The sequence below is a fragment of the Xanthomonas vasicola genome, assembly GCF_000772705.2.
Lineage (GTDB): Bacteria > Pseudomonadota > Gammaproteobacteria > Xanthomonadales > Xanthomonadaceae > Xanthomonas > Xanthomonas vasicola.
The window spans coordinates 118,224-142,185 of record NZ_JSBW02000059.1 but is presented as its reverse complement, the minus strand read 5'-3'; the positions used below and the strand labels follow the sequence as shown (position 1 = coordinate 142,185).

Genomic DNA, 23,962 nt, shown 5'->3' with positions numbered 1-23,962 from the left:
AATCACTTGCCATCATGGAGCAACGACGACCTCGGCCGCACGTGTCTTGCTGGCCGCGCCCTTGGTGCCGGTGACCTGCAGCCGCGAGGCCGCGACGCCGCCTGCCACCAAGGCATCGCGGAGTGCTTCAGCACGCTTCTTGGCAGTGGCTGCATCGTTGTCGAAGCCGACGATATTGACCCGGCCCTTCTTGCCGATGTTCAGATATTCGGCCAAGGCCTTGGCCTGACCGGCGGCATCGCCAGACAGCGCAGCCTTGCCTCCGAAGGCAGCACTGCCCAGCGAGAACACTTCGCCGCGGCTGTCGAATGTGGCGGCCGGCAACTTGGCCCCGGCCACGAGCTCGGCTTCCTCATGCGCCAGCTGTACTGCCTTCTGCTGGGCCGCGTTGAGCTTGGCGGTCTGCTTGCCGGCCACGCTGGTCAAGGCCAGCTCGGCGTCTTGGCGGGCGAGCGCCTCCTGTTCGGCGGCCTGGCGCGCCTGCTCGGCGGCCTCGGCCTGGATCTGCGCCTGCACACGCAGACGTTCGGCCTCCTGGCGCGCACGTGCGGCATCGCGGCGACTGGCTTCGATCAGCAAGTCGTTGCGGGTGCCTTCCAGGCGGTCCAGCTCACGCCGCGCCAGCGCGGTACGGACAGTAAGTTCGGCGATCTCGACCCGGCGGTCGGCCAGAAACACCAGCTCGTCGCGGTCGCGCCGCTTGGCCTCGGCCAGCGCAGCCACGCTCTGCTGGGCCTGCAACCGTTCGAAGCGGGCCAGATCGTTGGTCTGCGGGTCATTTTGCAGCGCGGCCAAGCGCCGGTTGAGCGCGTCGGCCTGCGGGTCGTCCTTGGCCGCCATCGCCAGCGGCGGCAACGCGGCCAAGCTCAGGACACCGAGGTAGAGCAGTGGGCGCAGTTTCATCGGCCACTTTCCCCGGTGTTGAGGGTGTTCTGCAACTGCGCCACTTCCTTCTTGCGCTGTTCCAGCTGGGCGGTGACCACCGCCTCTTCGCTGCGTGCCTTGGCCAGGTCGGCGTCGGCCGCTGCGCGTAAGGCGATCTGGGGTACCTGCTTGCGTTGGCGCTTGTCCAGTTGAGCCTGCTGAGCCTGCATCAATTCCTGGCGTGCCAGATTCACCAGATCGGGTGCGTATTGGTCGGCATCGGCCTGCGTGGCGCGTTGCACGGCCTGTTCGGCAGCAGTGAGCTCCGGCGCCACCTGGGCGGCGGCCGGAGAGGAAAGAACCATGAAACAGGCGATGCCATACAGGGATCGCCGCAAGTATGCGAAGCTAGCCGTCATTAGGGGAGCCGTAGCGAGAAGTCTCGAGCACGGCCATTGTCGGAAGCCTGCGGCGTACTTGCAACGAGACGCTGCTGTTTGTTGGGGAACCATTGCGCATGGATATCGGCTACTTCCTGAAGCTGATGACCGAAAAGAATGCCTCGGACATGTTCTTGACCACCGGCGCGCCGGTGTACATCAAGATCGAAGGCAAGCTTTACCCGCTCGGCAATACGGGGTTGCCGCCGGGGATGGTCAAGAAAATCGCTTACTCATTGATGGACGAAGGCCAAGTGCCGCAGTTCGAGCGCGAGCTCGAGCTCAACATGGCCATCGCCTTGTCCGATGCCGGCCGCTTCCGCGTGAACGTGTTCAAGCAGCGCGGCGAAGTGGGCATGGTGATCCGCGCCATCCGCAGCCGGATCCCCAGCATCGAGGAGCTCAACCTGCCGCAGGTGCTCAAGGACGTCATCATGACCCCGCGCGGGCTGGTGCTGGTGGTGGGCTCGACCGGTTCGGGCAAGTCGACCTCGCTTGCCTCGATGATCGACCACCGCAACAGCACCACCACCGGGCACATCCTCACCATCGAGGACCCGATCGAATATCTGCACAAGCACAAGATGTCGATCGTGAACCAGCGCGAGGTGGGCCTGGACACGCATGCGTTCCAAAGCGCGCTGAAGAATGCGATGCGCGAGGCGCCGGACGTCATCCTGATCGGCGAGATCCTGGACGCCGAGACCATGGAGGCAGCGATCGCCTTCGCCGAAACCGGTCACCTGTGCCTGGCCACGCTGCACTCCAACAATGCCGACCAGACCATCGAGCGCATCCTCAATTTCTTCCCGGAAAGCGCGCACAAGAACGTGCTGATGAATCTGGCGCTGAACCTGCGCGCAGTGGTGTCGCAGCGCTTGGTCAAGGGCGTGGATGGACGCCGCCGCCCGGCGACCGAAGTGCTGCTCAACACGCCGATGATTCGCGACCTGCTGCGCCGCGGCCAGGTGCACGAGGTCAAGCAGGCGATGGAAGCGTCGCTGGAAGAAGGCATGCAGACCTTCGACCAGTGCCTGTTCCGGATGGTGAAGTCGGGCGAAATCGAGCAGGAAGAAGCACTACGTGCCGCCGACTCGCGCGATGGCCTCGCCCTGAAGTTCCGCCTCTCCGAAGGTGGCTCCGGCGAGCACGACCCGTACGCGGATTACGAAACGCCGGCTGCGCCGAAGATCAGCCACGGGTTTATTTAAGCGGCCTCGTCGCGGTTTTCGACCAGCGACTGGCGCCGTGGCGCTGATCGATTGACACGCTGATAGATGAGTTTGGTCGCGATTCGATTGCGACTTGCATCCTCATCCAATACCGCATCTCTTCTTGCGCTCGCGAAGGAAGGGATGCGGGGACCATATGCGTGCCTTCAAGCCTGCTTTGAGGCAAGCGCTAGCTCTTATCTTCAGCACGGACCCAGCAATGGGCCGACCTCGGATTGAGCAATTGCCCCGCAAGCCGCGCTTGTTTTCCGCTTACCAGGAAAGCTGCCGCGGCGCAGACGAGAGCGACTACCCTCGCCCGCCCGTCTCAAACAACTGCATCAATCTGCATTTCCGGCCGCGCCGCGTCGAATGCCGGCAGTGCCAGGCAGGCCTGTTCAATGCTTTGCAACTTGGGATATGGCGCGAGATCGACCTCAAACCGGCGCGCGTTGTAGAGCTGCGGAATCAGCACGCAATCCGCCAGGCCCGGCGTGTCGCCGTGGCAGAAGCTTGCGGTGTGCGGATCGTTGGCCAGTTGCAGTTCCAGCGCCGCAAACCCTTGCTGCATCCAGTGCTGCGTCCAATGCAGGCGCTGTGCGGCATCGCGTTGCCACTCTCGCTCAAGCAACTGCATCACGCGTAAGTTATTGAGCGGGTGCACATCGCATGCGATGGCTTGGGCAAGTGCGCGCACGCGGGCGCGTTCGGACGGCGCTGCCGGCAGCAGCTGCGCGCCGCCTGGAAACGCTTCTTCCAGATATTCCAGAATCGCCAGCGACTGCGGAACCACCACTGCGCCGTGGCGCAGCGCCGGAACTAGCTGCTGTGGATTGAGCTGCGCATAGGCCGGCGCATGCTGCTCGCCGCCGTCGCGCACCAGATGCACCGGGTGCGTGATGTACGCCAGCGCCTTTATGTTCAGCCCGATGCGCACGCGATAGGCCGCGCTCGAACGCCAGTACGAAAACAGCTCCAAGGGTGCGCTCATACGCCAGCCTGCCTGTGAGCGCTTACGGAAGGTGAGCAACCGGTCATGGCAGCGGTTGCCGCTCAACGCGCTGTTCGATCGCGCCGAAGATGCTGACGCCATCAGCATCGAACATCTCGATCCGCACCATGTCGCCGAACGCCATGAACGGTGTGCTCGGCTTGCCGTCTCGCAAGGTCTCCACCACGCGCTGTTCGGCAAAACACGAGGCGCCCAGCGTGGTGTCCTGATTGGCGATGGTGCCCGAGCCCACGATCGTGCCGGCCGACAACGGACGAGTTTTGGCGGCATGGGCAATCAGCTGAGCGAAGTTGAACTGCATGTCCTCGCCAGCTTCGGGCGCGCCGAACCAGGCGCCGTTGACATGGGTCACCAGCGGTAGGTGCACCTTGTTGTCGCGCCAGGCATCGTCCAGTTCGTCGGGGGTGACGAACACCGGCGACAGCGCCGAACGCGGCTTGGATTGCACAAAACCGAAGCCCTTGGCGAGCTCGGCCGGAATCAGGTTGCGCAGCGAGACGTCGTTAACCAAACCGATCAACTGGATATGCGCGGCCGCCTGCTCGGGCGAGGCGCCCATCGGTACGTCGTCGGTAATGACCACGATTTCCGCTTCCAGATCGATGCCGTGCTCCTCGCTGATCACCTTGATGGCATCGCGCGGGCCGTAGAAGCCGGCGCTGGTGGCTTGGTACATCAGCGGGTCGGTGTAGAAGCTTTCCGGCACCTCGGCATTGCGCGCGCGGCGCACCCGCTCCACGTGCGGCAGGTAGGCGCTGCCGTCGACGAACTCGTAGGCGCGCGGCAGCGGCGCGGCCAAGGCGTGCATGTCCAGGTCGAAGACGCCGTCGGCACTGCCGTCGTTGAGCGAGGCCGATAAGGCGTTCAGGCGCGGCGCCACATTGCTCCAGTCTTCCAGCGCGCGCTGCAGTGTGGGCGCGATGCCGGTGGCGCGCACGGCGGTGCGCAGGTCGCGCGAGACCACGATCAGGCTGCCGTCGCGGCCGCCTTCCTTCAGGGAACCTAGCTTCATGACCATCCTGTGCTGTGGCTGATTGGGCGATTGTACGGCCTGCCGCAACAGTAGTTACACATGAAACAACTGACCAGTACCACAACCGCAGTGACGGGATTTTGTGCAGCGCGCCAAACGCGAGTACACTTGCCGGGTCTGCATGCGGCCGTCCGTTTCCCTTAGGGACAGCCGGCGAGACCAGGATCGATTGATCCGCTCGCCCGCCCCACCCGACGCCTTTCGTGGTGCCGACAAACCCATCGCTCTTTGATCGGGTTGATCCACCATCTCGCAGCGCGGTTCACGGGAACGCTCCGAGCCTCACTTTTTGCATCTGCAATGCGTTTGCGCTCCGGGCTTGGCTTGGTGGCGACGCTTTACTTGGAGCTTCCTGATGTCTTTTGAATCCCTGGGCCTTGCGCCCTTCCTGCTGCGCGCGTTGGCCGAGCAGGGCTATGAAACCCCCACTGCGATCCAGCAGCAGGCAATTCCGCTGGTGCTGGCCGGTCACGATCTGCTGGCCGGCGCGCAGACCGGCACCGGCAAGACGGCTGCGTTCGGCCTGCCGCTGCTGCAGCACCTGGGCACCTCGCCGCAGCCGGTCAACGGCCCGCGCAAGCCGCGCGCGTTGATCCTGACCCCGACCCGCGAACTTGCCACCCAGGTGCATGACAGCCTGCGGGGCTACAGCAAGTACCTACGCATCCCCAGCGCGGTGATCTACGGCGGCGTGGGCATGGGCAACCAGCTCGACGCGCTGCGTCGTGGCGTGGACCTGCTGATCGCCTGCCCGGGCCGCCTGATCGACCATATCGAGCGTCGCAGCGTGGACCTGTCCGGCATCGAATTGCTGATCCTGGACGAAGCCGACCGCATGCTCGATATGGGCTTCTTGCCGTCGATCAAGCGCATCCTGACCAAGCTGCCGCGCCAGGACCGTCAAACCCTGCTGTTCTCGGCGACCTTCGAAGAGAACATCAAGCAGCTGGCACTGGAGTTCATGCGCAACCCGATGCAGATCCAGGTCACCCCGAGCAACACCGTGGCCGAGAGCATCACCCACCGCGTGCACCCGGTCGATGGCGCGCGCAAGCGCGATCTGCTGCTGCACCTGCTGGCGCAGGACAGCCGCGAGCAGACCCTGGTCTTCGCGCGCACCAAGCACGGCAGCGACAAACTGGCGCTGTTTCTGGAGAAGTCCGGCATCAAGACCGCGGCGATCCACGGCAACAAAAGCCAAGGTCAGCGCATGCGTGCCTTGAGCGACTTCAAGGCCGGCCGCGTGACCGTGCTGGTGGCCACCGATATCGCCGCGCGTGGTATCGATATCGACCAGCTGCCGAAGGTCATCAACTACGACCTGCCGATGGTGGCCGAGGATTACGTGCACCGCATCGGCCGCACCGGCCGTAACGGCTCCACCGGCGAGGCGATTTCGCTGGTGGCGCAGGACGAAGCCAAGCTGCTGCGCCAGATCGTGCGCATGCTGGGCCGCGACGTGGAAATCCGCGACGTGCCGGGCTACGAGCCGCAAACCCCGATCCGTTGGGGCAATAGCGCACCGGGACGTGCCGAGCAGCCGGGTGGCGATCGCGCTCCGCGCAAGAGCCACGCCCGTCGTCCGCATGGCGATGCACCGCGTCAGGCGCATGCACATGCCGGCCCGAAGAAGCCGGGTGGCCAGCGCAGCAGTGGTCCGCGTCAGGCCAATGCCGGTGCTGGCGCAGGCCGTCGCGACGGCGGCCGCGGTGGCCAGCGTCCGAGCGGCACGCGCTAAATCCTGAGCGCCGGTACTTCCGGCGCCAGGTTGGCGTTGAACTGAAAAGCCGCCCTTTCGGGGCGGCTTTTTTGTGGGCCATGCGCGTGTGTCAGCAAACATGCTTGATCCGCGTGCGACTAGGCAGCGCAAGAGAGCGCGGCAATGCCGCACCTTGGTGACGGACGCGAGAGTCAGCGCGCCAGGCATGCGCGCTGCGCTGCGTACCGGTGTGACACTCAAACTGCCACCGTGGCTTTGGAACGCCGAAAAGCACCGCAGCGTTGCGCTCGCCGTCGGCTTCAGAGGGCCCGGCGCACTTACAATGCCGCACATGGATATCTTCAAAGTCTTTACGCTTGAAGCCGCGCACCGGCTTCCCAATGTGCCGCCTGGGCACAAATGCGCGCGCCTGCACGGGCATTCGTTTCGAGTGGAGCTGCATGTCAGCGGCGAACCCGGCGCCGAGACCGGCTGGATCATGGATTTCGGCGATATCAAGGCCGCCTTTCAGCCGATCTACGACCGCCTGGATCACCACTATCTCAACGATATCGACGGGCTGGAAAATCCCACCAGCGAACGCCTGGCAATCTGGATCTGGCAGCAGCTCAAGCCAGCATTGCCGCAGCTCAGCGAGATCGTGGTGCATGAAACCTGCACCTCCGGGTGTCGCTATCGCGGTTGACCGGTAGCGCAGTCCTGTGACCTAGGGCCGCCCGCTGGGCGGCTTTTATCATTTCCGGGAGCTGGCTAACCCATTGATGAGAAAGCACTTCTACAGCCGCTTGGAAAATCTTCAGAAAATATGTTGCATCGCAGCAGCAACGGCGTATGCTGCAACGCAACAAACGGTCACGGCTTTCCCCAAAGGGGTTCGCAATGTCGGCGCAGTTCGAAAACAGCTTTACCAGTCAGTTCGCCTCTGCTGCAGCACGTGCCAACCAGTTGGCATTGGAAACGCTGGAACAGAACGTCAACGCAACCAGCAGTTTCTTCGGTGAGTTTGCGCAGGCGCGCGATCTAGGCGCTTACCAGACGCTTTGGCCCAAAGCCCTGCATGTAGCGCGCGACAATCTGGAACGCCTGGCTTCGGTCAATCAGGAAGTGGTCGGGCTGGGGTTGAAGATGTCCAGCGAGCTTGGGCAATTCACCAAGCAGCAGTTTGAAAACGGTAGCGATCAGGCCGGCGCAATAGGCAAGACCCGGCGCAAGTAACCGCCAATAAAATTCAGCGTCTTTGCATGGGTCCCTCCCCCCGTGCAATCCGGCCCGACAGATCCCTCCCTCTGTCGGGCTTTTTTTATGCCTGCGCGCTGCGCTTAGTGGCATCTAGCGCGGCAGCTGCAGCCCCTGTGCCTGGGCAGCAACGTCGGCGCCCGGTCGCCATGGAATCCGGCCCCAGCACGGCATTGCCAGGCGCTGGTGCAGCATGCCGATGTTCTCTTCGACACGCTCCATCTTCGGGTCGATTTCGTTGGCGATCCAGCCGATGCATTGCAGCCCATCGGCAGCAATGGCAGCAGCAGTGAGGCGCGCATGGTTGATGCAACCCAGCCGCACGCCGACTACCAGCACCACCGGCAGCTGCAATGCGCGCACCAGATCGGCTTGATCCAACGTCGCGCTGAGCGGCGCGGCCCACCCACCGACGCCTTCCACCACCACCACCTCGGCCTGCGCGCGCAATTGCGCGAAGGCCTGCGCGATGAGCTCCAGCGACAGCGTCACGCCGACATCGGCCGCCGCCAGTTCCGGTGCCAGCGGCGCAGGCAAGGCGTAGGGATTGAGCGTGGCGTACTCCGGCTGCGGATCGCTGGCCGCCTGCAGCGCCAGCGCGTCTTCGTTGCGCCAGCCCTGCGGCGTGTGCTCGCAGCCGCTGGCCACCGGCTTCATGCCCACCGCGGTGCGGCCGCGTGCGCGCATTGCGTGCAGCAGCGCAGTACTGCCCATGGTTTTGCCGATGCCGGTGTCGGTGCCGGTGACATAAAAAGCCGGGTGCTGCATACGCCTGGTCCTGCGGCCGCGCCGCCATTGCCGTGAGGGCGCGCAGGATAACGCGCGCACCCTGTGTGTAGTTGAGTCCGGTTAATCCTTGTTTTTCTTTGGTCGCGCTGCCTATCAGCGGGTTTGATGGGTGAGGAGGTGAAGACGCCCGCCTTCAGGGCCAGTGAGATCCGAGCGCTATGGCGGAGTGCCGCGTTGCTCCTGATCACTTCTGCGCGTCGTCTTGCCGACAGTCGCCCGCGTGGTCGGCGGATGGCAGGCCTTTGCGCGGGCTCCCCCGTCGCAACCACGCTGCAAACATCCGCTGCTAGACTTTACCGATGTTCGCAACCTCTTCGCTGACCGGCAGCAAGCCGGAACAATATGCCCAGCTCACCGCCCAGGCCCAGGCACTGGTGCATGGCGAGCCGGATCGGATAGCCAACGCGGCCAATCTGGCCGCGCTGATCTTCCATTCGCTGCCCTCGCTCAATTGGGCCGGCTTCTACTTCTACGACGGCCGCGAGCTGGTGGTGGGGCCGTTCCAGGGTCTGCCGGCGTGCGTGCGCATTCCGCTGGACAAAGGCGTGTGCGGCGCGGCTGCCAGTACCCGGCAAAGCCAGCGCATTGCCGATGTGGACGCGTTTCCGGGGCATATCGCCTGCGATTCAGCGTCGCGCTCGGAGCTGGTGATTCCGCTGGTCAAGGGCGATGTATTGATCGGCGTGCTGGACCTTGACAGCCCGGAGCTGGACCGCTTCGATGCCGACGACCAACGTGGCCTGGAAGCGATCGCGCAGCTGTTTGTGGACGCGCTGGCGTGACCACCGAGCGGATGCGCAACATCGGCCCGAAGAGCGCAGCATGGCTGCGCCAGGTCGGGCTGCGCACGCAGCAGGACCTGCAGGCGGTGGGTGCGGTGGGCGCGTTCGTCAAAGTGCGCCGCGCGGGCTTCAAGCCCAGCCTCAATCTGCTGTATTCGCTGGAAGGCGCGTTGACCGATTGTCATTGGCAGGATGTGCCGGAAGCACGACGCCATGCGTTGCTGGCCGAATACGAAGCCGCCAGCGCACTGCTGCCGGTGCGCGGCCGCGCCATCGGCGGGCCGGTGGAAACCGTGCACTACGCACGCGCCGATAACGACGATACGCACGGCGATGCAGACATTGCGTCCGACTTCGATGACGCAGCAGATGCAGACCACGCACGGGACGATTGAGTTAGCTCAAGCGATCGGTGATCGGTGCGGTACGCTCTTGTTTGGGTTCATGCGCGCGCTGATGCATGCAGTATCGCCTTGAACTTCGCGTGATCCGTTTAGAGCACGACGCCGCATTGACTGATCACATCACATGTTGGCTGTGGTGGCTCACCGCGGTGTGCCGATGCTGCTAGTCGCTCAGCGGAACAGGCCGGTCGGCTCAATATTCGGCTCGACATAGTGATCCGCCTTAGTGCAAACGCCTGACCTTGCGCCTGCTGCAGTCATGCACGCTGGCGCCGCATCGGTTGATGCGACGCGCAATTCCAAATTACGTCAACGCAAGCAGCTCACGCATGTCGTCCATGATGGCCACCGCACCGGAGGTCTGCACATCGAAGCCACGCAGGTAACCGTAACGCACCATCGCCAGCGGCATATCGGCGGCGTTTGCGGCAGCAGCGTCGGTGGCCGAATCGCCGACCATCAGGCATTGCTGCGGGCTGCGCTGGAAGTGTCTGGCAAGCTGCAGCAGCGGTGCCGGGTCGGGCTTGCGCTGCGGCAAGGAATCGCCGCCCAGCACACTGCTGAAGTGCGCGGCGATGCCCAGATGTTCCAGCAACGGTGCGATAAGATGCGAGGGCTTGTTGGTGCATAACGCCAGCGTGACGCCGGCATCGCGCAAGCCCATCAGCGCCTCGGCAACGCCGGGATACAATTGCGGATTGTGCAGCAGACTCGCTTCGTAATGGCGCATCATCACCGGCATTGCCGCATCGGCGTCGCGGGTACTGCCGGCTTCGCGCAATGCGGTGGCAAGCAACACATGCACGCCTTCGCCGATCCAACTGCGGATCGTGGCTTCGCTGAAATGCTGCAGCCCGAGCTCCTGCAAGGTGCCGTTGAGCGCCTCGGCGATATTGGGCGCGCTGTCCACGAGCGTGCCGTCCAAATCGAAGATCACCAGCGAATACGCAAACATTCGGACGGTCTCGTGTGTGGGGGAGCCGCAGTGTCCGCAGTGCCGCATGCAGCGCGCGTCAGCGTGAGCACTGTGGATTACTCGCTGCACACATTGATGCAGTCAGCGACACATGCCGCACGCAACGCACAGTGGCTTGCAGTCACTCCGCCTGCGGCATTTCGCCAAACAGCTGCCCCTGCACCGCACCTTCTTCGACATCGCTGAAACCGCTCAGGCCAACACCGACCAGGCGGTAGCGCGTCTGCGCAGGCATCTCCACGCGGCGGGTCAGCGACAACGCGATCTGTGCCAGCGCCTCCTGCGAGGCAGGTGGCTGCTCGGGCGTGTAGGAGCGCGTCAGGATACGAAAGTTGGAGGTCTTCAATTTCAGCACCACCGTGCGGCCGATGCGCTCGGTGCGGCGCGTGGCGAGCCAGGTTTTTCCCGCCAGCCGCAGGATGTGCGGATCCAACGCATCAAGCGGGAGATCTTCGCTGAAGGTGTCTTCCGAGGAGACCGATTGCACCTCTTGATCTGGCTCGACCGGGCGCTCGTCGATGCCACGCGCGCGGCGATACAGGCTCTGCCCGAAACTGCCGAAATGCGCCTGCAATTCTTCCAATGGCCGCAGGCGCAGATCGGCCACGGTGACGATGCCCAGTGCCGCCAGCTTGCCATCCATCACCTTGCCCACGCCGGGAATGCGATTGACCTTGAGCGGCAGCAAAAATGCGTCGATGCGACTGGGTGCGATCACGAACTGGCCATCGGGCTTGCGCCAATCCGACGCGATCTTGGCCAGGAACTTGTTCGGGGCGATGCCGGCCGATGCGGTGAGCTGGGTTTCTTCGCGAATCTGCGTGCGGATCAGCTGCGCGATCTCGGTAGCCAGTTGCATGCCGGTCTTGGCGTGCGTGACATCCAGATAGGCCTCGTCCAGCGACAATGGCTCCACCAGATCGGTATGCCGGTGGAAGATCTCGCGCACTTGCCGCGACACCGCCTTGTAGCGCGCAAAATCCGGCGGCACGAAGATCGCATCCGGGCACAGACGCTCGGCGCGCACGGCCGGCATCGCCGAGCGAATGCCGAAAGTGCGCGCTTCGTAGGAGGCCGCGCACACCACCGAGCGCGCACCGCGCCAGGCCACCACCACCGGCTTGCCGCGCAGGCTAGGGTCGTCACGTTGCTCCACGGACGCGTAGAACGCATCCATGTCCACGTGCACGATCTTGCGCATCAAACGGGTTTCTCTGTCGCAGGCCTGCGCTCATGATAGGCCAGCGCTGTCTCACACCTTGCGTCGAGATGGACCACGACCCTGCCTGAAAACAAGCGCGACCGCTCATCGAACGTCAACGGGTACGCATTGATTCCACCAACGTCACAGCCGACCGCACACGTCCACCGTCAACCCGTCAACCCGTCAACGCAAGCCCGAGCGTTGCGATTGCGCGCGCAGCACGACTTGCGGCACTGCGCAACCAGCTGAAAACAGCACGCATGCGTACGGATAAAACGTTTGATTGAACCGCGCGACCTCATGCACCCTTCCCGGCCTCGCCTTTCGCTCCTTGCAGGAAACGTTCGTCATGACTCGTCAAAGCACGTACTCGCGCGACCAATTGCTGGCCAGCGCGCGTGGGGAATTATTTGCACCCGACAGCGGCCGCTTGCCCAATGATCCGATGCTGATGTTCGACCGCATCACCGAGATCAGCGACACCGGCGGTGCGCATGGCAAGGGCGTGATTCGTGCCGAACTGGATATTCGCCCGGACCTGTGGTTCTTCGGTTGCCACTTCATCGGCGACCCGGTAATGCCAGGCTGCCTGGGCCTGGATGCAATGTGGCAGCTCACCGGCTTTTTCCTCACCTGGATCGGCGCAGGGGGCCGTGGCCGCGCGTTAGGCTGCGGCGAGGTCAAGTTCACCGGCCAGGTGTTGCCGAGCGCCAAATTGGTCAGTTACGAAATCGATATCAGCCGGGTGATCAACCGCAAGCTGGTGATGGCCCAGTCCGATGCACGCATGCTGGTGGACGGGCGCGAGATCTACGTCGCCAAGGATCTGCGTGTGGGCATGTTCACTTCAACGGAGAATTTCTGATGCGTCGCGTCGTCGTCACCGGAATGGGCATCACTTCCTGCCTGGGCAATGATCTGGACACCGTCTCCAGCGCCTTGCGCGAGGGCCGCTCCGGCATCACCGCGCTCCCCGATCACGCTGAAGCAGGTCTGCGCAGCCAGGTAGGCGGTGCGGTGGCGCTGGATCTGGACAGCCTGATCGACCGCAAGCTCAAGCGCTTCATGGGCGACGCCTCGGCTTACGCCTATCTGGCAATGCGCGATGCGATCGCCGATGCCGGGCTGGACGCCGAGCAGGTCAGCGGGCTGCGCACCGGCGTGATTGCCGGCTCCGGCGGCGGCTCCAGCCAGTGGCAGGTGGAAACCGCCGATCTGCTGCGCAACCGTGGCGTGCGCAAGGTGGGCCCGTACATGGTGCCGCGTACGATGTGTTCGGCGGTGTCAGCATCGTTGGCGACCGCGTTCAAGATCCGTGGCCTGAGCTATTCGCTATCGGCTGCCTGCGCGACGTCGGCGCATTGCATCGGCGCGGCGGCGGATCTGATCCGGCATGGCGCCCAAGATGTGATGTTCGCCGGTGGCGGCGAAGAATTGCACTGGACAATGAGCGTGATGTTCGATGCGATGGGCGCGCTGTCGACCGGCTTCAACGATCGCCCCGCCGTGGCCTCGCGCCCGTACGATGCGCAGCGCGATGGCTTCGTCATCGGCAGCGGCGGCGGCATGCTGGTGCTGGAAGACTACGACCACGCTATCGCGCGCGGCGCACGCATCCATGCCGAACTGCTCGGCTATGGCGTGACCTCCGATGGTGCCGACATGGTCGCGCCAAGCGGCGAAGGTGCCGTGCGCTGCATGCACATGGCGATGCAGGGGCTGGATCGCCCAATCGATTACCTCAACACGCACGGCACCTCCACCCCACTGGGCGATGTCACCGAACTGGGCGCGGTGCGCGAGGTGTTCGGCGACAACGTACCGCCGCTGTCCTCAACCAAGGGGCTGTCCGGGCACTCGCTAGGCGCTGCCAGCGTGCACGAGGCAATCTACAGCCTGCTGATGCTGCGCGATGGCTTCATGGCCGGCTCGGCGCATATCGAAGAACTCGATCCGCGCGCCGAAGGTTTCCCGATCCTGCGGCAGACCCAGGAAGCGACGTTGAACACGGTGATGTCCAATAGCTTCGGCTTTGGCGGCACCAACGCGGCACTTGTGTTCGGCCGGGTGTAAACATCTTTCCGCCAGTACAGGACCATCACCGCTGCCAGTCATGTAGACCGCCTTGATTGCCTACATGATGGCGCTTGGATCTCTACTAATGACTGGGCGGTACGGGGACATGATCGGGCGACTCAATCGCTGCAGACGGCGCTTCACGCTGACCTGCCATCCATGCCGATCCCAATGCGGCAACCGCGCCGACCCCCCAAAGCACGGATGAAGCAGTGCCGAGATTGACCGCCTCGACCGGCGCATCCTTTTCAGCGGCCGCAGTGGCGGCAGCGGCAAGTCCGGCAGATGCGATATTGGCTGCACCACTGACACCCTGCAGCACCCGGCTCGGCAGAACGGAAGCGGTGTCGGTGGCAGCACGCACCAAGTTGGCTCCCCCATTCAATGCCCAGGCAGACGCCGATGCATACGCCACGCGGCTGCTGTCGCTTCCAGTCATCGATGTTGCCAGAGCGCTGAGTACGCCAGCGGCAGCGCCTACCGCATTGGCGCTTGAGACCAACGAATTAGCGGGCACGTTGCCGCACTGGCTGATGGCCGCGCCAGCAGCCCACAATGCACCACTGACGATACCGGTGAGCTTGGCGGGCTGCTGCTGCGACGCGGACAATTGCGCAGCGGCCAATGAGAGCCCGGATGCGGCCCCGTCCACCAGCGGCCCGCCATAGATGCCCACCTGCTGCAGCAAACCTGGCGCATCAGCCTGCTGAGACTGCGCCGAAGCGTCCGCACGCGCTCGAGCCGCCGCACGGGACGGTGCACGCCCAAGTCCAGACAACGCATTTTTCCCAGGCGAGGTGGTGGACACCGATGCTGTCTGATCGGGAATATCCACTGCCGCGTCAATACCGCCGGTCGGATGCGAGGTAACGGATAAAACGTTGCCAATAACCATGGTTGTATTCCCGATTCGTTTTGATACAAGCGGACTCTAGCAATTTCTTACATAAGAAAACAGCAATTTCATAAGGTCGCAGCATAAATTCCTTGTAAGCCTGCATCGATCACTTCACTGATGATGTATCGACGCATTAAGGATCGAGTAAATTTTAAATAATAAAAGTGCACTATCAAAAATAATCAGCCGATTGCATGGCGCTCACAACGACCACTGTGCACATAATTGATTATATTTAACTATCAAAGAGAGCGACCTCAATAATCAAGTGCACCGCTAACAGAATCAGATTTCTGCATGGCTTTTACAACAAAATTAGTGCACATACGGCAGTCTCAACTTGCAAGTGCGACATGTGAGTTGAATTGGGCGATCTCTTCTTCCAGCGCCTGGTTGGGCGTCTTCCAGCCAAGCGTCTGCCGTGGCCGGGCGTTCATCAGGTCGGCGACGTTGTCGAGAGACTCCTGGCTCACCTTGGACAAGTCCGCGAGAGTGTGGACGCTCTGCGATTGAGTCGCCTTGCAAGGGAGTTGATGCTCATTCCGTTACCGAGTTCGATTTGAGGCAAAGCGCGTTCTTCGGAACCCAGGTGCCTGTACCGTGTGCCCATGCCAATACCCTACGTCAAGGCGGGGTGTTGCACTTGGACGTTGATTCTAATTACTTGATTATATTTAAATGGAAGAGAGGACATACTGATAGAAACTCAGGTTTTCAATACAAAAGTATTGCACCTGAAACCTGAGTCGACCTCTCTCAGCCCGCCATACCGTTGTGCCGCAGCAACGCATCGATGCTCGGCGCACGCCCACGGAAGGCGCGGAAGTTATCGGCCGCACTGCGGCTGCCGCCGCGCGACAACACCTCATGGCGGAAACGTGCGCCAGTGTCGGCCACCTGGTCGGGTGCTTCTTCGAACGCAGCGTAGGCATCGGCACTGAGCACTTCGGCCCATTTGTAGCTGTAATAGCCGGCTGCGTAGCCGCCCGCGAAGATGTGGCTGAACTGATGCGGGAAGCGATTCCACGCCGGCGGCCGATTGACGGCCACTTCGTCGCGCACGCGCTCAATCAGCTGCAGCACGCTGTCTTGCGTCGGGTCGAAACTGCTGTGCAGCTGCATGTCGAACAAAGCGAATTCCAGCTGGCGCACGGTGAACATGCCGCTCTGGAAATTGCGCGCCGCCAGCAAACGGTCGAACAGGTTGCGTGGCAGCGGTTCGCCGGTGTGCACATGCGCGGTCATCGCCTGCACGCGTTCCCATTCCCAGCAGAAGTTTTCCATGAACTGGCTCGGCAGCTCCACCGCATCCCACTCCACGCCGTTGATACCCGCTACGCCCAGCTCGCCGATACGTGTCAGCAACTGATGCAGGCCGTGGCCCATTTCATGGAACAGCGTGGTGACTTCGCCATGACGGAAGGTGGCCGGTGCGTCGCCGCTGCCACGGCCGAAGTTGCACACCAGATACACCAATGGCGTCTGCACGCCGTTGGCGGTTTCGCGGCGATTGCGGCAGTCGTCCATCCACGCACCACCACGCTTGCCTTCACGCGCGTACAGGTCCAGATAGAACTGGCCGACCAGGGCGCCTTGCGCATCTTCCAGCCGGTAAAACCGCACATCCGGATGCCAGACCGGCGCGCTATCGGGTTTGACGGAGAGCCCGTACAAGCTGTGAATCACATCGAATAGGCCAGCCAGCACCTTCGGTTCGGTGAAGTACTGCTTCACTTCCTGCTCGGAGAAGCTGTAACGCGCCTGCTTGAGCTTTTCCGATGCGTACGCCAGATCCCAGGCCTGCAGTTCGTGCAGACCCAGTTCGTCGCGCGCAAAGGCTTCCAGCTCGGCACGGTCGCACTGCGCATGCGGCTTGGCACGCACGGCCAGATCGCGCAGAAAGCCCATCACTTCATCGGGGCTTTGCGCCATCTTGGTGGCGACGGAATAGTCCGCGTAACTGGCAAAGCCAAGCAGCTGCGCCAACTCGGCGCGCAAGGCCAGAATGCGATCGATGTTGGCGCTGTTGTCCAGCGCGGCATCGCCAAATTCGGACGCGCGCTCGGCATTGGCGCGATACAGCAGCGCGCGCAACTCGCGGCTGTCCGCATCACTTTGCACCGGCAGATAACACGGCATTTGCAAGGTGAATTTCCAGCCTGGCACGCCGTCCTTTTCTGCGGCAGCGCGTGCGGCGGCGACGACTTCAGCCGGCAGGCCGGAGAGCTGCGCTTCGTCTTCGGTGACGTAGGACCACGCATCGGTGGCGTCGAGCACGTTCTGCGAAAACTTGGCCGCCAATGCCGACAGTTCTTCCTGGATTTGCGCAAACCGCGCCTTGGCTTCGTCATCGAGCTCGGCACCGCCCAGGCGGAAATCGCGCAGCGCGTTTGCCAGCACCTTGCGACGCGCTTCATCGAAGTGCGCCGCTTGCGGCGATTGCGCCAGCGCCTTGTATTGCGCATACAGCGCCAGATTCTGGCCCAGCGCGCTGCCGAAGCGGCTCACCTTGGGCAGAGTGCTGTTATAGGCCTCGCGCAGCTCCGGCGTGTGGACCACCGCCTGCAGATGCCCCACCTGCCCCCACGCACGCCACAGCCGCTCGGTGGCATCGTCCAACGGCCTCACGAAGCTGTCCCAGCGCACTGGGCTGACCTGTTCGGCTGCTTTCACTGCCGCCTCGGCCTCGGCGAGCAATTGGTCGATTGCCGGGCCCACGTGTTCAGGGCGGATCGCATCGAAGGACGGCAGTCCGGACAGATCGAGCAGCGGGTTGGTCATGGAGGCGCTCCGGCAGTGGACTGGGTGATTGCCCGATATGGCGGTCATTCCAGCGCCGCACAAGGCAAGGCGGGCAAATCGCCGCCGTTCACGGCCAGCGCAATGGCGGCATCGCTGTCACTGACATCGATCTCGCGAGCCACGTACCAGGCCGGGTCGTAATAGCTGTGCGCGTACCGTTCGCCGGCATCGCACAGGATGGTGACGATGGAACCCTGCCGCCCCTCCTCGCGCATGCGGCGGGCGGCCTGCAATACGCCGACGAAATTGGTGCCGGTGGAGCCACCGACGCGGCGGCCGAGCGTGGCGCTGACATGCCGCATCGCGGCCAGGCTCAGCGCATCGGGCACCTTGATCATCACATCCACGCAGCTGGCAATGAAGCTCGATTCCACCCGCGGGCGGCCAATGCCTTCGATGCGCGAGCCGCCGGTGATGGCCAACTCCTTCGGACACTGCCCGTCCACCGCGCGGCAATAGCCGTCGAAGAACACCGACACTTCCGGGTCCGCGCACAGGATGCGGGTGGCATGGCGTCGATAGCGCACGTAGCGACCCAAGGTGGCGCTGGTACCGCCGGTGCCGGGGCTGCAGACGATCCAGTCCGGAATCGGGTGCGGCTCTTCGGTCAGTTGCTTGAAGATCGATTCGGCGATGTTGTTGTTGGCGCGCCAGTCGGTGGCACGCTCGGCGTAGGTGAACTGGTCCATGAAGTGCCCGCCGGTCTCGTGTGCGAGCTGGTGCGAGGCGCTGTCCAGATCGCAGGCACGCTCGACCAGGTGGCAACGGCCGCCCTGGAATTCGATCGCGGCGATTTTTTCCGGCGAGGTCGAGGCTGGCATCACCGCAATGAAGGGTACGCCCAGCAAGCGCGCGAAATACGCTTCGGAAATAGCGGTGGAACCACTGGACGCCTCGATCACCGGGCGCCCGGCACGCAGCCAGCCATTGGTCAGCGCGTACAAAAACAACGAGCGCGCCAGACGGTGCTTGAGACTGCCAGTCGGGTGGCTGGATTCGTCCTTGAAGTACAGGTCGATGCCCGGATAGCCCGGCAGGTTCATCGGAATCAGGTGGGTGTCGGCCGAACGATTGAAATCGGCTTCGATCTTCTGGATGGCGGCGGCCACCCACTGGCGCTGCGACATGGCAGGACTTGGCTGCGAAAGTGGCCGCAATTCTACCGCCCTCGCCCGCGCGCCTACGCGCCCACGCCAGCTGGGTCATCGGGCGGACAGCTGGGGGCCGATGCTATGCTCGTCGTACCTGTCCACTGCCCGATCACCCGTGCTGTATCGCCTGCTCCGCTTGCTGCTGTGCCTGTGTCTGGTTGCCAATACGGCCACCGGCGCGTGGGCGTCGGTGGGCATGGCGATGCCGGCGATGGCGTCGGATGCGATGCCCGCTGCTGCGATGGCGAGTACCGCATCGATGGTTCATCAGGCGATGCCGGACGCCATGCCGTGCCATGACGCCATGCCGCCGCCCGCCACAGCGCAGTTGCCCGACAAGGCCACGCTTGCGCACGCGCATGACTGCTGCAAGCTGGGCAGCTGTGATTGCCTGCAGCACTGCAGCCTCGCCTTGCTGACCTTGCCTGCGGTGCCCGTGGGCCAGCTCGGCCACCTGGCAGTACCGGCCACCCTGGCCGAAGGGCGCAGCAGCCCGCTGCCCGACCAACCGGTGCGACCTCCCATCGCCTGAGCGCTGACGGCCTTGCCTTGGCCGTCATCGGCCCCACGCGCGTGTTGCGGTTGCGCGGGTTCTCTCAGCTATGCGATGCGCCCGTCTTGCCGACGGAGCGCGCCGGAGATGTCATGTCGTTCGATCCCCTGTTTTCAGATGGCTCACGCACCAACGGTCTGAGCCGGCGCCGTTTCGTGCAAGGATTGGCACTGGGCGGCATTGCCGCTGCTGGCGGGCTGTGCCGCCGCGATGCACGCGCGGCGACTCCAGCCAGCACGCCAGTGCTGCGTGGTGGCAGCCAGTCCCTGCAGATCGGCCGCATGCCGGTCAACTTCACCGGCCGCACCCGTTCCGCGATCACCGTCAACCAGAGCTTGCCTGCACCGACCCTGCGCTGGCGCGAGGGCGACACGGTGAGCGTGCGCGTGCGCAACGCGCTGACCGACCAACCCACCTCGGTGCATTGGCATGGCCTGTTGCTGCCGGCCAACATGGATGGCGTGCCGGGCATGAGTTTCGATGGCATCGCCCCGGGCCAGGAGTATCACTACCGCTTTGCGCTGCGCCAATCTGGCACTTACTGGTACCACAGCCATTCGATGTTTCAGGAGCAGGCCGGGCTGTATGGCGCCATCGTCATCGACCCGCTGACCCCGCCGCCGTATCGGCACGATCGCGAACATGTGGTGCTTCTCTCGGACTGGACCGATCTGGACCCGGCCGCGTTGTTTCGCCGTTTGAAGCAGATGCCCAGCCACGATAACTACGCGCAGCGTACCGTGGGCGATTTTCTACGCGATGCGCGCAACGACGGCCTGCGCGCCACGCGGGCCGACCGCGGCATGTGGGGGCGCATGCGCATGACGCCTACCGACCTCTCCGACGTCAACGCAAATACCTACACGTACCTGCTCAATGGTGTGACGCCGGCCGGCAACTGGACCGGGTTGTTCAAGCCGGGCGAAAAGCTGTTGCTACGTTTCATCAACGGCTCGTCGATGACTTACTTCGATATCCGCATCCCCGGCTTGCGCATGACCGTGGTGGCCGCCGATGGGCAGTACGTGCATCCGGTCAGCGTGGATGAGTTGCGCATCGCCGCGGCCGAAACCTTCGACGTGATCGTCGAACCGCTCGGCCAGGATGCGTTTACGTTATTCGCGCAGGACATGGGCCGCACCGGCTTTGCCTGCGGCACGCTGGCAGTGCAACACGGATTGCAGGCGCCGATTCCTGCGCTGGATCCGCGCGCCATTCTGACCATGCAGGACATGGGACATGGCGATGGAATGGCCCATGGCGACCACGCGATGCATGGCAACGGTGCGCCGCAGAGCGAGCCGCATGCGGCGCACGCGATGGCAATGCCGATGGCAGAAATGCAGTCGCATAACCATACGAGCGCCGAAGCCAAGAGCAAGACACCACATCACCCCGCCAGCGAAGACGGCAACCCGTTGATCGACATGCGCAGCAATGCCACTGCACCGCGCCTGGACGACCCCGGCGTGGGCTTGCGCGGCAACGGCCGCCGCGTGCTGTGCTACGCCGACCTGCACAGCGTGTTCGACGACCCGGATGGGCGCGAACCCGGCCGTGAGATCGAGCTGCATCTGACCGGGCATATGGAAAAATTCGCGTGGTCGTTCGATGGCATTGCTTTCGCTTCCGCAAAGCCCTTGCGCCTGCAGTACGGCGAGCGACTGCGCATCGTGCTGGTCAACGACACCATGATGCAGCACCCCATCCATCTGCATGGCATGTGGAGCGATCTGGAAGATGCCGACGGTAATTTCCAGGTGCGCAAGCACACCATCGACATGCCGCCCGGTGCCCGCCGCACCTACCGCGTGCGCGCCGACGCGCTCGGCCGCTGGGCGTATCACTGCCATCTGCTGTACCACATGGAAGCAGGCATGATGCGCGAAGTACGGGTGCAAGCATGAGCCGCTTTCGCATGCAGGCGTGGTTGGCGACCGCGTGTTTGGCAAGTGCATCTGCGGTTGCGCAGGAGCATCGGCACGATGCGATGGAGGACGCACCACAGGCGATGCAGGACCATGCGATGCAGATGACCGATGGCGTGCATAAGACGCCTGCATCATCTCAGGCTGCACGCATGGACCACGCCGCCATGTCGCACGATGACATGGAGACTGGCGCCATGAACCACCAGGCAATGGATCATGCCTCGATGGATCACTCGAAGATGGACCACACGCGGCCCACCAACACCGCAATCACCGGCGACCTGGCCAATACAGGCAGTACCGCACTTCCACGCGAGCCTATCCCTACACCCACCGCGGACGACATCGCCGCCGCATTCGCGCCATTGCAGGCGCACGCGATGCACTCGGCAGGCATCAACCACTACGTCCTGGTTGATCGGCTGGAAGCTTCCAACACAGATCGCGGTAGCGGCCGGGCGTGGGAATCACGCGCATGGATCGGCGGCGACATCGACCGGCTCTGGCTGCGCAGCGAAGGCGAGCGGCACGACGGACGCACCGAATCCGCCTCGCTGGAAGCCTTCTACGGCCACGCGATCTCGCCGTGGTGGGATCTGCTCGTCGGCACGCGTCAGGACATCGGCACAGGCGAACATCGCAGCTGGGCGGCCTTCAGCGTGCAGGGACTGGCGCCGTACAAGTTCGAAACCGAAGCCACGTTGTATGTGGGCAACGGCAGCCGCGCAGCCCTGCGGCTGGAAGGCGAATACGAAGTACTGGTGACCAACCGATTGATCCTGCAACCGCGCGTGGAAGCCGACATCGCGCTCACCGACGACAACCGCCGCGGGATTGGCAGCGGCCTGGAAGAAGTCGAGCTTGGCCTGCGCCTGCGCTACGAAATCACCCGCCGCTTCGCGCCGTACATCGGCTGGGTGCATAGCCGCCGCTTCGGCGATAGCGCACAACGTGCGGCGATAGACGATACGCCAGCACGCGACAGCCGCTTCGTTGCCGGTTTCCGCATGTGGTTCTGAGGTAACGGCGTCGTACAGCGGCCGCTGCGTTCGGCACCCTCATCAACGCCAACGCATCAGAAACGCTGCCACAGGCCATGACACGCCAACTACCCCGCCCTCGCTAGCATCAACAGTGACGCAGCACGCTGCTCCCTTTTCAACCCAGGAAACCGCCATGCCTTTGAACGATCTGCAACACGTACCTGGTGCCACCACCGCGCCCACCGAAACGCACGGCTTCGTGTTCAACCACACCATGCTGCGCGTCAAGGATGCCAAGCAGTCGCTGGATTTTTACACACGCGTGCTGGGCTTCCGCCTGCTTGACGTACGCGATTTTGCCGACGCAAAATTCAGCCTGTATTTTCTCGCGCTGCTACCGGAAGGCACCGCTATTCCCGATGACGACGCGCAGCGTCGCCTGTGGATGGCCGGCATCCCCGGCGTGCTCGAACTTACCCACAATCACGGCACCGAAACCCAGGACGGGCCGGTCTACCACGACGGCAACAGCGACCCGCGCGGCTTCGGCCACATCTGCGTTTCAGTGCCGGACATCCATGCCGCCTGCGCACGCTTCGACAGCCTCAACGTGCCCTACCAGAAACGTCTGGAAGACGGCCGCATGAAGCACCTGGCCTTCATCAAGGACCCGGATGGTTACTGGGTAGAGATCATTTCCAATACGCCATTGGCATAAATCCGCGGCTTACGCGGCAGGCTGGCGTCTTGGCAGGGATGGGCATGGAAACCAGCGGATGCGCAGGCGAAAGGGCCACGCGTCCGCTACCCGAAGGCCACACGGCACCAAGGCGCGCGGGCACCGCCGTATCCGGCGCAACGACTGGACACATCGCCGGGCTGGAGTAGACTTTCGCCGCCCTCCGCAATGGATGCACCCGAATGCTCGTCAGGAAGATTCCACTGATTCTTGCGCTAGCAACCATCGCCGCCTGCAAGCCGGCGACACCGGACACCACAGCTCCGAAGACTGCCGCAGCCGCGGCCAGTACCACTCCCAAACCTTCAGACAAGGATGCATCTCCCATGCAGGACGCAACCCAGGGATCGACCCAACAATTGCAGCCGCCGCGGACCGACAGCGTGCTGTATTTCATCAGCAACGTGGACGGCGATGGTGCCACCTCCTACGAGGTCGCCAATGGCAGCTGGATCAATTATTGGTACGGCTTTCAGTTCGAACTCAGCGGTACGCGCTATTACACCGGCTTTGCGTGGGAAACGCCCGAGCGCTTCGGCGCTGAAAGCGACGATCACTCTCCCGCGCCCGGCACCAAGGTGACCTTGGCCCATGCCACCTTCGTGACCAGTGAACCAGGAAGCAAAACCCCTTGGAAGCTGCTTGGCGCAGAGCCTTACATCGGCGAATTCGGCGGCATGGAACAAGGCAACACCGTCGACACCAAACGTAAGCCGGAGACCTTTGCCACCGACGACGGCCGGCTGGTCCTTGCCGTGCCGACCTGGAGCCTGCAGTCGGGCGTACGCATCCTTTCTTACGACACGCTGGTGTTCAACCCGAAGGACACCGATAACGTCAACGACAAGCATTGGACCTATATCGGCAATGTCCCGGCGGGGCAGGACAACAGTGCAGATTGTGACGAGGATGCGCCTGGGAAGATTGCCTGCTTCAAGAACAGCAGCAAGCTCGCGTTCGTGAAGCAGCCCGGCCTACCTGCACTGCGGGTGACCGTTTCCGCAGATCCGCCGACGAGCGGGGGTGACGAGACGGTTGAATATCGCTACGATGCGGCCCACAAATCGTATTTGCCGACCCCTTAATACAGGACCAAAGGAATTGGTTCGGGCGGCGTACCGCTGCAGCCACGTGGCTGCAGCACTCAATCAAGGACCT

Annotated in this window: 24 protein-coding genes and 1 pseudogene; 13 read left to right on the top strand and 12 right to left on the bottom strand. The window is 63.4% G+C overall.

Going from position 1 to position 23,962, the window contains the following annotated elements:
• Positions 1–12: 12 nt before the first annotated feature.
• Together NX05_RS16945 and NX05_RS16940 are read right to left on the bottom strand one after the other, a co-directional pair.
• Positions 13–903, bottom strand: coding sequence for a membrane protein (locus NX05_RS16945; protein WP_039431086.1), 891 nt, complete (start codon positions 901–903; stop codon positions 13–15).
• Positions 900–1,283, bottom strand: a complete 384-nt coding sequence (locus NX05_RS16940) for a DUF4398 domain-containing protein (RefSeq protein ID WP_010371890.1) — start codon at positions 1,281–1,283, stop codon at positions 900–902. The genes NX05_RS16945 and NX05_RS16940 overlap by 4 nt, the downstream gene beginning before the upstream one ends.
• Before the next feature lie 98 nt (positions 1,284–1,381).
• On the opposite strand from NX05_RS16940, the gene NX05_RS16935 reads away from it, so the two are divergent.
• On the top strand, positions 1,382–2,515 hold the full coding sequence (locus NX05_RS16935) for a PilT/PilU family type 4a pilus ATPase (protein ID WP_039431087.1): 1,134 nt from the start codon (positions 1,382–1,384) through the stop codon (positions 2,513–2,515).
• A gap of 328 nt (positions 2,516–2,843) precedes the next feature.
• Here NX05_RS16935 and maiA read toward each other — a convergent pair whose 3' ends face one another.
• Both maiA and NX05_RS16925 read right to left on the bottom strand, forming a co-directional pair.
• A complete protein-coding gene (gene maiA / locus NX05_RS16930; protein WP_039431088.1) occupies positions 2,844–3,506 on the bottom strand; it encodes a maleylacetoacetate isomerase in 663 nt (220 codons plus the stop codon).
• Positions 3,507–3,549: 43 nt separating this feature from the next.
• Positions 3,550–4,539, bottom strand: a complete 990-nt coding sequence (locus tag NX05_RS16925) for a fumarylacetoacetate hydrolase family protein (protein WP_010371899.1) — start codon at positions 4,537–4,539, stop codon at positions 3,550–3,552.
• Positions 4,540–4,915: 376 nt separating this feature from the next.
• On the opposite strand from NX05_RS16925, the gene NX05_RS16920 reads away from it, so the two are divergent.
• The 3 genes from NX05_RS16920 to NX05_RS16910 all read left to right on the top strand — a co-directional run bounded on the left by NX05_RS16920 (position 4,916) and on the right by NX05_RS16910 (position 7,495).
• The gene (locus tag NX05_RS16920; protein WP_039431090.1) at positions 4,916–6,298 is read left to right on the top strand and encodes a DEAD/DEAH box helicase; all 1,383 of its coding nucleotides are present in this window, start codon (positions 4,916–4,918) and stop codon (positions 6,296–6,298) included.
• 313 nt (positions 6,299–6,611) lie between these two features.
• The gene (gene queD, locus NX05_RS16915; RefSeq protein WP_010371905.1) at positions 6,612–6,965 is read left to right on the top strand and encodes a 6-carboxytetrahydropterin synthase QueD; all 354 of its coding nucleotides are present in this window, start codon (positions 6,612–6,614) and stop codon (positions 6,963–6,965) included.
• A 194-nt stretch (positions 6,966–7,159) separates the two neighbouring features.
• Positions 7,160–7,495 carry a phasin family protein gene (locus tag NX05_RS16910; RefSeq protein ID WP_039431092.1) on the top strand — a complete coding sequence of 112 codons (336 nt, stop codon included), beginning with the start codon at positions 7,160–7,162 and terminating at the stop codon, positions 7,493–7,495.
• 114 nt (positions 7,496–7,609) lie between these two features.
• On the opposite strand, the gene bioD is transcribed toward NX05_RS16910, so the two are convergent.
• A complete protein-coding gene (gene bioD / locus NX05_RS16905; protein WP_039431093.1) occupies positions 7,610–8,284 on the bottom strand; it encodes a dethiobiotin synthase in 675 nt (224 codons plus the stop codon).
• A 320-nt stretch (positions 8,285–8,604) separates the two neighbouring features.
• Here bioD and NX05_RS16900 point away from each other — a divergent pair, with 320 nt between their 5' ends.
• Both NX05_RS16900 and NX05_RS16895 read left to right on the top strand, forming a co-directional pair.
• Complete coding sequence (locus NX05_RS16900) at positions 8,605–9,087, top strand: GAF domain-containing protein (RefSeq protein WP_010371915.1); 483 nt, start codon at positions 8,605–8,607, stop codon at positions 9,085–9,087.
• Complete coding sequence (locus NX05_RS16895) at positions 9,084–9,482, top strand: TfoX/Sxy family protein (protein ID WP_010371917.1); 399 nt, start codon at positions 9,084–9,086, stop codon at positions 9,480–9,482. Before NX05_RS16900 ends, NX05_RS16895 begins: the two co-directional genes overlap by 4 nt.
• A gap of 313 nt (positions 9,483–9,795) precedes the next feature.
• Here NX05_RS16895 and gph read toward each other — a convergent pair whose 3' ends face one another.
• Positions 9,796–10,446 (bottom strand): phosphoglycolate phosphatase, encoded by a 651-nt coding sequence (gene gph, locus NX05_RS16890; RefSeq protein WP_039431096.1) that lies wholly within the window; start codon positions 10,444–10,446, stop codon positions 9,796–9,798.
• Positions 10,447–10,588: 142 nt separating this feature from the next.
• Positions 10,589–11,668: a DNA polymerase IV gene (gene dinB / locus NX05_RS16885; protein WP_010371921.1), complete on the bottom strand. Its 1,080-nt coding sequence runs from the start codon at positions 11,666–11,668 to the stop codon at positions 10,589–10,591.
• A 352-nt stretch (positions 11,669–12,020) separates the two neighbouring features.
• Here dinB and fabA point away from each other — a divergent pair, with 352 nt between their 5' ends.
• Together fabA and fabB are read left to right on the top strand one after the other, a co-directional pair.
• On the top strand, positions 12,021–12,536 hold the full coding sequence (gene fabA, locus NX05_RS16880) for a 3-hydroxyacyl-[acyl-carrier-protein] dehydratase FabA (RefSeq protein ID WP_010371924.1): 516 nt from the start codon (positions 12,021–12,023) through the stop codon (positions 12,534–12,536).
• Positions 12,536–13,744, top strand: a complete 1,209-nt coding sequence (gene fabB / locus NX05_RS16875) for a beta-ketoacyl-ACP synthase I (protein WP_039431100.1) — start codon at positions 12,536–12,538, stop codon at positions 13,742–13,744. The genes fabA and fabB overlap by 1 nt, the downstream gene beginning before the upstream one ends.
• An 85-nt stretch (positions 13,745–13,829) precedes the next feature.
• Here the strand turns inward: fabB and NX05_RS16870 are convergent, their stop codons facing one another.
• The 5 genes and pseudogenes from NX05_RS16870 to NX05_RS16860 form a co-directional block, all read right to left on the bottom strand.
• Positions 13,830–14,642 carry a hypothetical protein gene (locus NX05_RS16870; protein ID WP_230597564.1) on the bottom strand — a complete coding sequence of 271 codons (813 nt, stop codon included), beginning with the start codon at positions 14,640–14,642 and terminating at the stop codon, positions 13,830–13,832.
• Between the two features lie 338 nt (positions 14,643–14,980).
• Positions 14,981–15,130 (bottom strand): annotated as a pseudogene (locus NX05_RS23905) (IS30 family transposase); the annotation flags it as partial.
• Positions 15,115–15,255, bottom strand: coding sequence for a helix-turn-helix domain-containing protein (locus NX05_RS25390; RefSeq protein ID WP_080764480.1), 141 nt, complete (start codon positions 15,253–15,255; stop codon positions 15,115–15,117). The pseudogene NX05_RS23905 and the gene NX05_RS25390, both read right to left, overlap by 16 nt.
• Before the next feature lie 146 nt (positions 15,256–15,401).
• Positions 15,402–17,426 (bottom strand): M3 family metallopeptidase, encoded by a 2,025-nt coding sequence (locus tag NX05_RS16865; protein WP_039431104.1) that lies wholly within the window; start codon positions 17,424–17,426, stop codon positions 15,402–15,404.
• A 44-nt stretch (positions 17,427–17,470) separates the two neighbouring features.
• Positions 17,471–18,574, bottom strand: coding sequence for a PLP-dependent cysteine synthase family protein (locus NX05_RS16860; RefSeq protein WP_010371935.1), 1,104 nt, complete (start codon positions 18,572–18,574; stop codon positions 17,471–17,473).
• Positions 18,575–18,674: 100 nt separating this feature from the next.
• Between NX05_RS16860 and NX05_RS16855 the strand changes: the two genes are divergently transcribed.
• The 5 genes from NX05_RS16855 (at position 18,675) to NX05_RS16835 (ending at position 23,889) form a co-directional block, all read left to right on the top strand.
• Positions 18,675–19,130 (top strand): CopL family metal-binding regulatory protein, encoded by a 456-nt coding sequence (locus tag NX05_RS16855; RefSeq protein WP_026112184.1) that lies wholly within the window; start codon positions 18,675–18,677, stop codon positions 19,128–19,130.
• Positions 19,131–19,243: 113 nt separating this feature from the next.
• On the top strand, positions 19,244–21,058 hold the full coding sequence (locus NX05_RS16850; protein ID WP_039431107.1) for a copper resistance system multicopper oxidase: 1,815 nt from the start codon (positions 19,244–19,246) through the stop codon (positions 21,056–21,058).
• Positions 21,055–22,101 carry a copper resistance protein B gene (locus NX05_RS16845; RefSeq protein ID WP_039431109.1) on the top strand — a complete coding sequence of 349 codons (1,047 nt, stop codon included), beginning with the start codon at positions 21,055–21,057 and terminating at the stop codon, positions 22,099–22,101. The genes NX05_RS16850 and NX05_RS16845 overlap by 4 nt, the downstream gene beginning before the upstream one ends.
• A gap of 157 nt (positions 22,102–22,258) precedes the next feature.
• A complete protein-coding gene (gloA, locus tag NX05_RS16840; protein WP_039431111.1) occupies positions 22,259–22,783 on the top strand; it encodes a lactoylglutathione lyase in 525 nt (174 codons plus the stop codon).
• Between the two features lie 347 nt (positions 22,784–23,130).
• Positions 23,131–23,889, top strand: coding sequence for a hypothetical protein (locus NX05_RS16835; protein WP_039431113.1), 759 nt, complete (start codon positions 23,131–23,133; stop codon positions 23,887–23,889).
• The last annotated feature ends 73 nt before the right edge of the window (positions 23,890–23,962 follow it).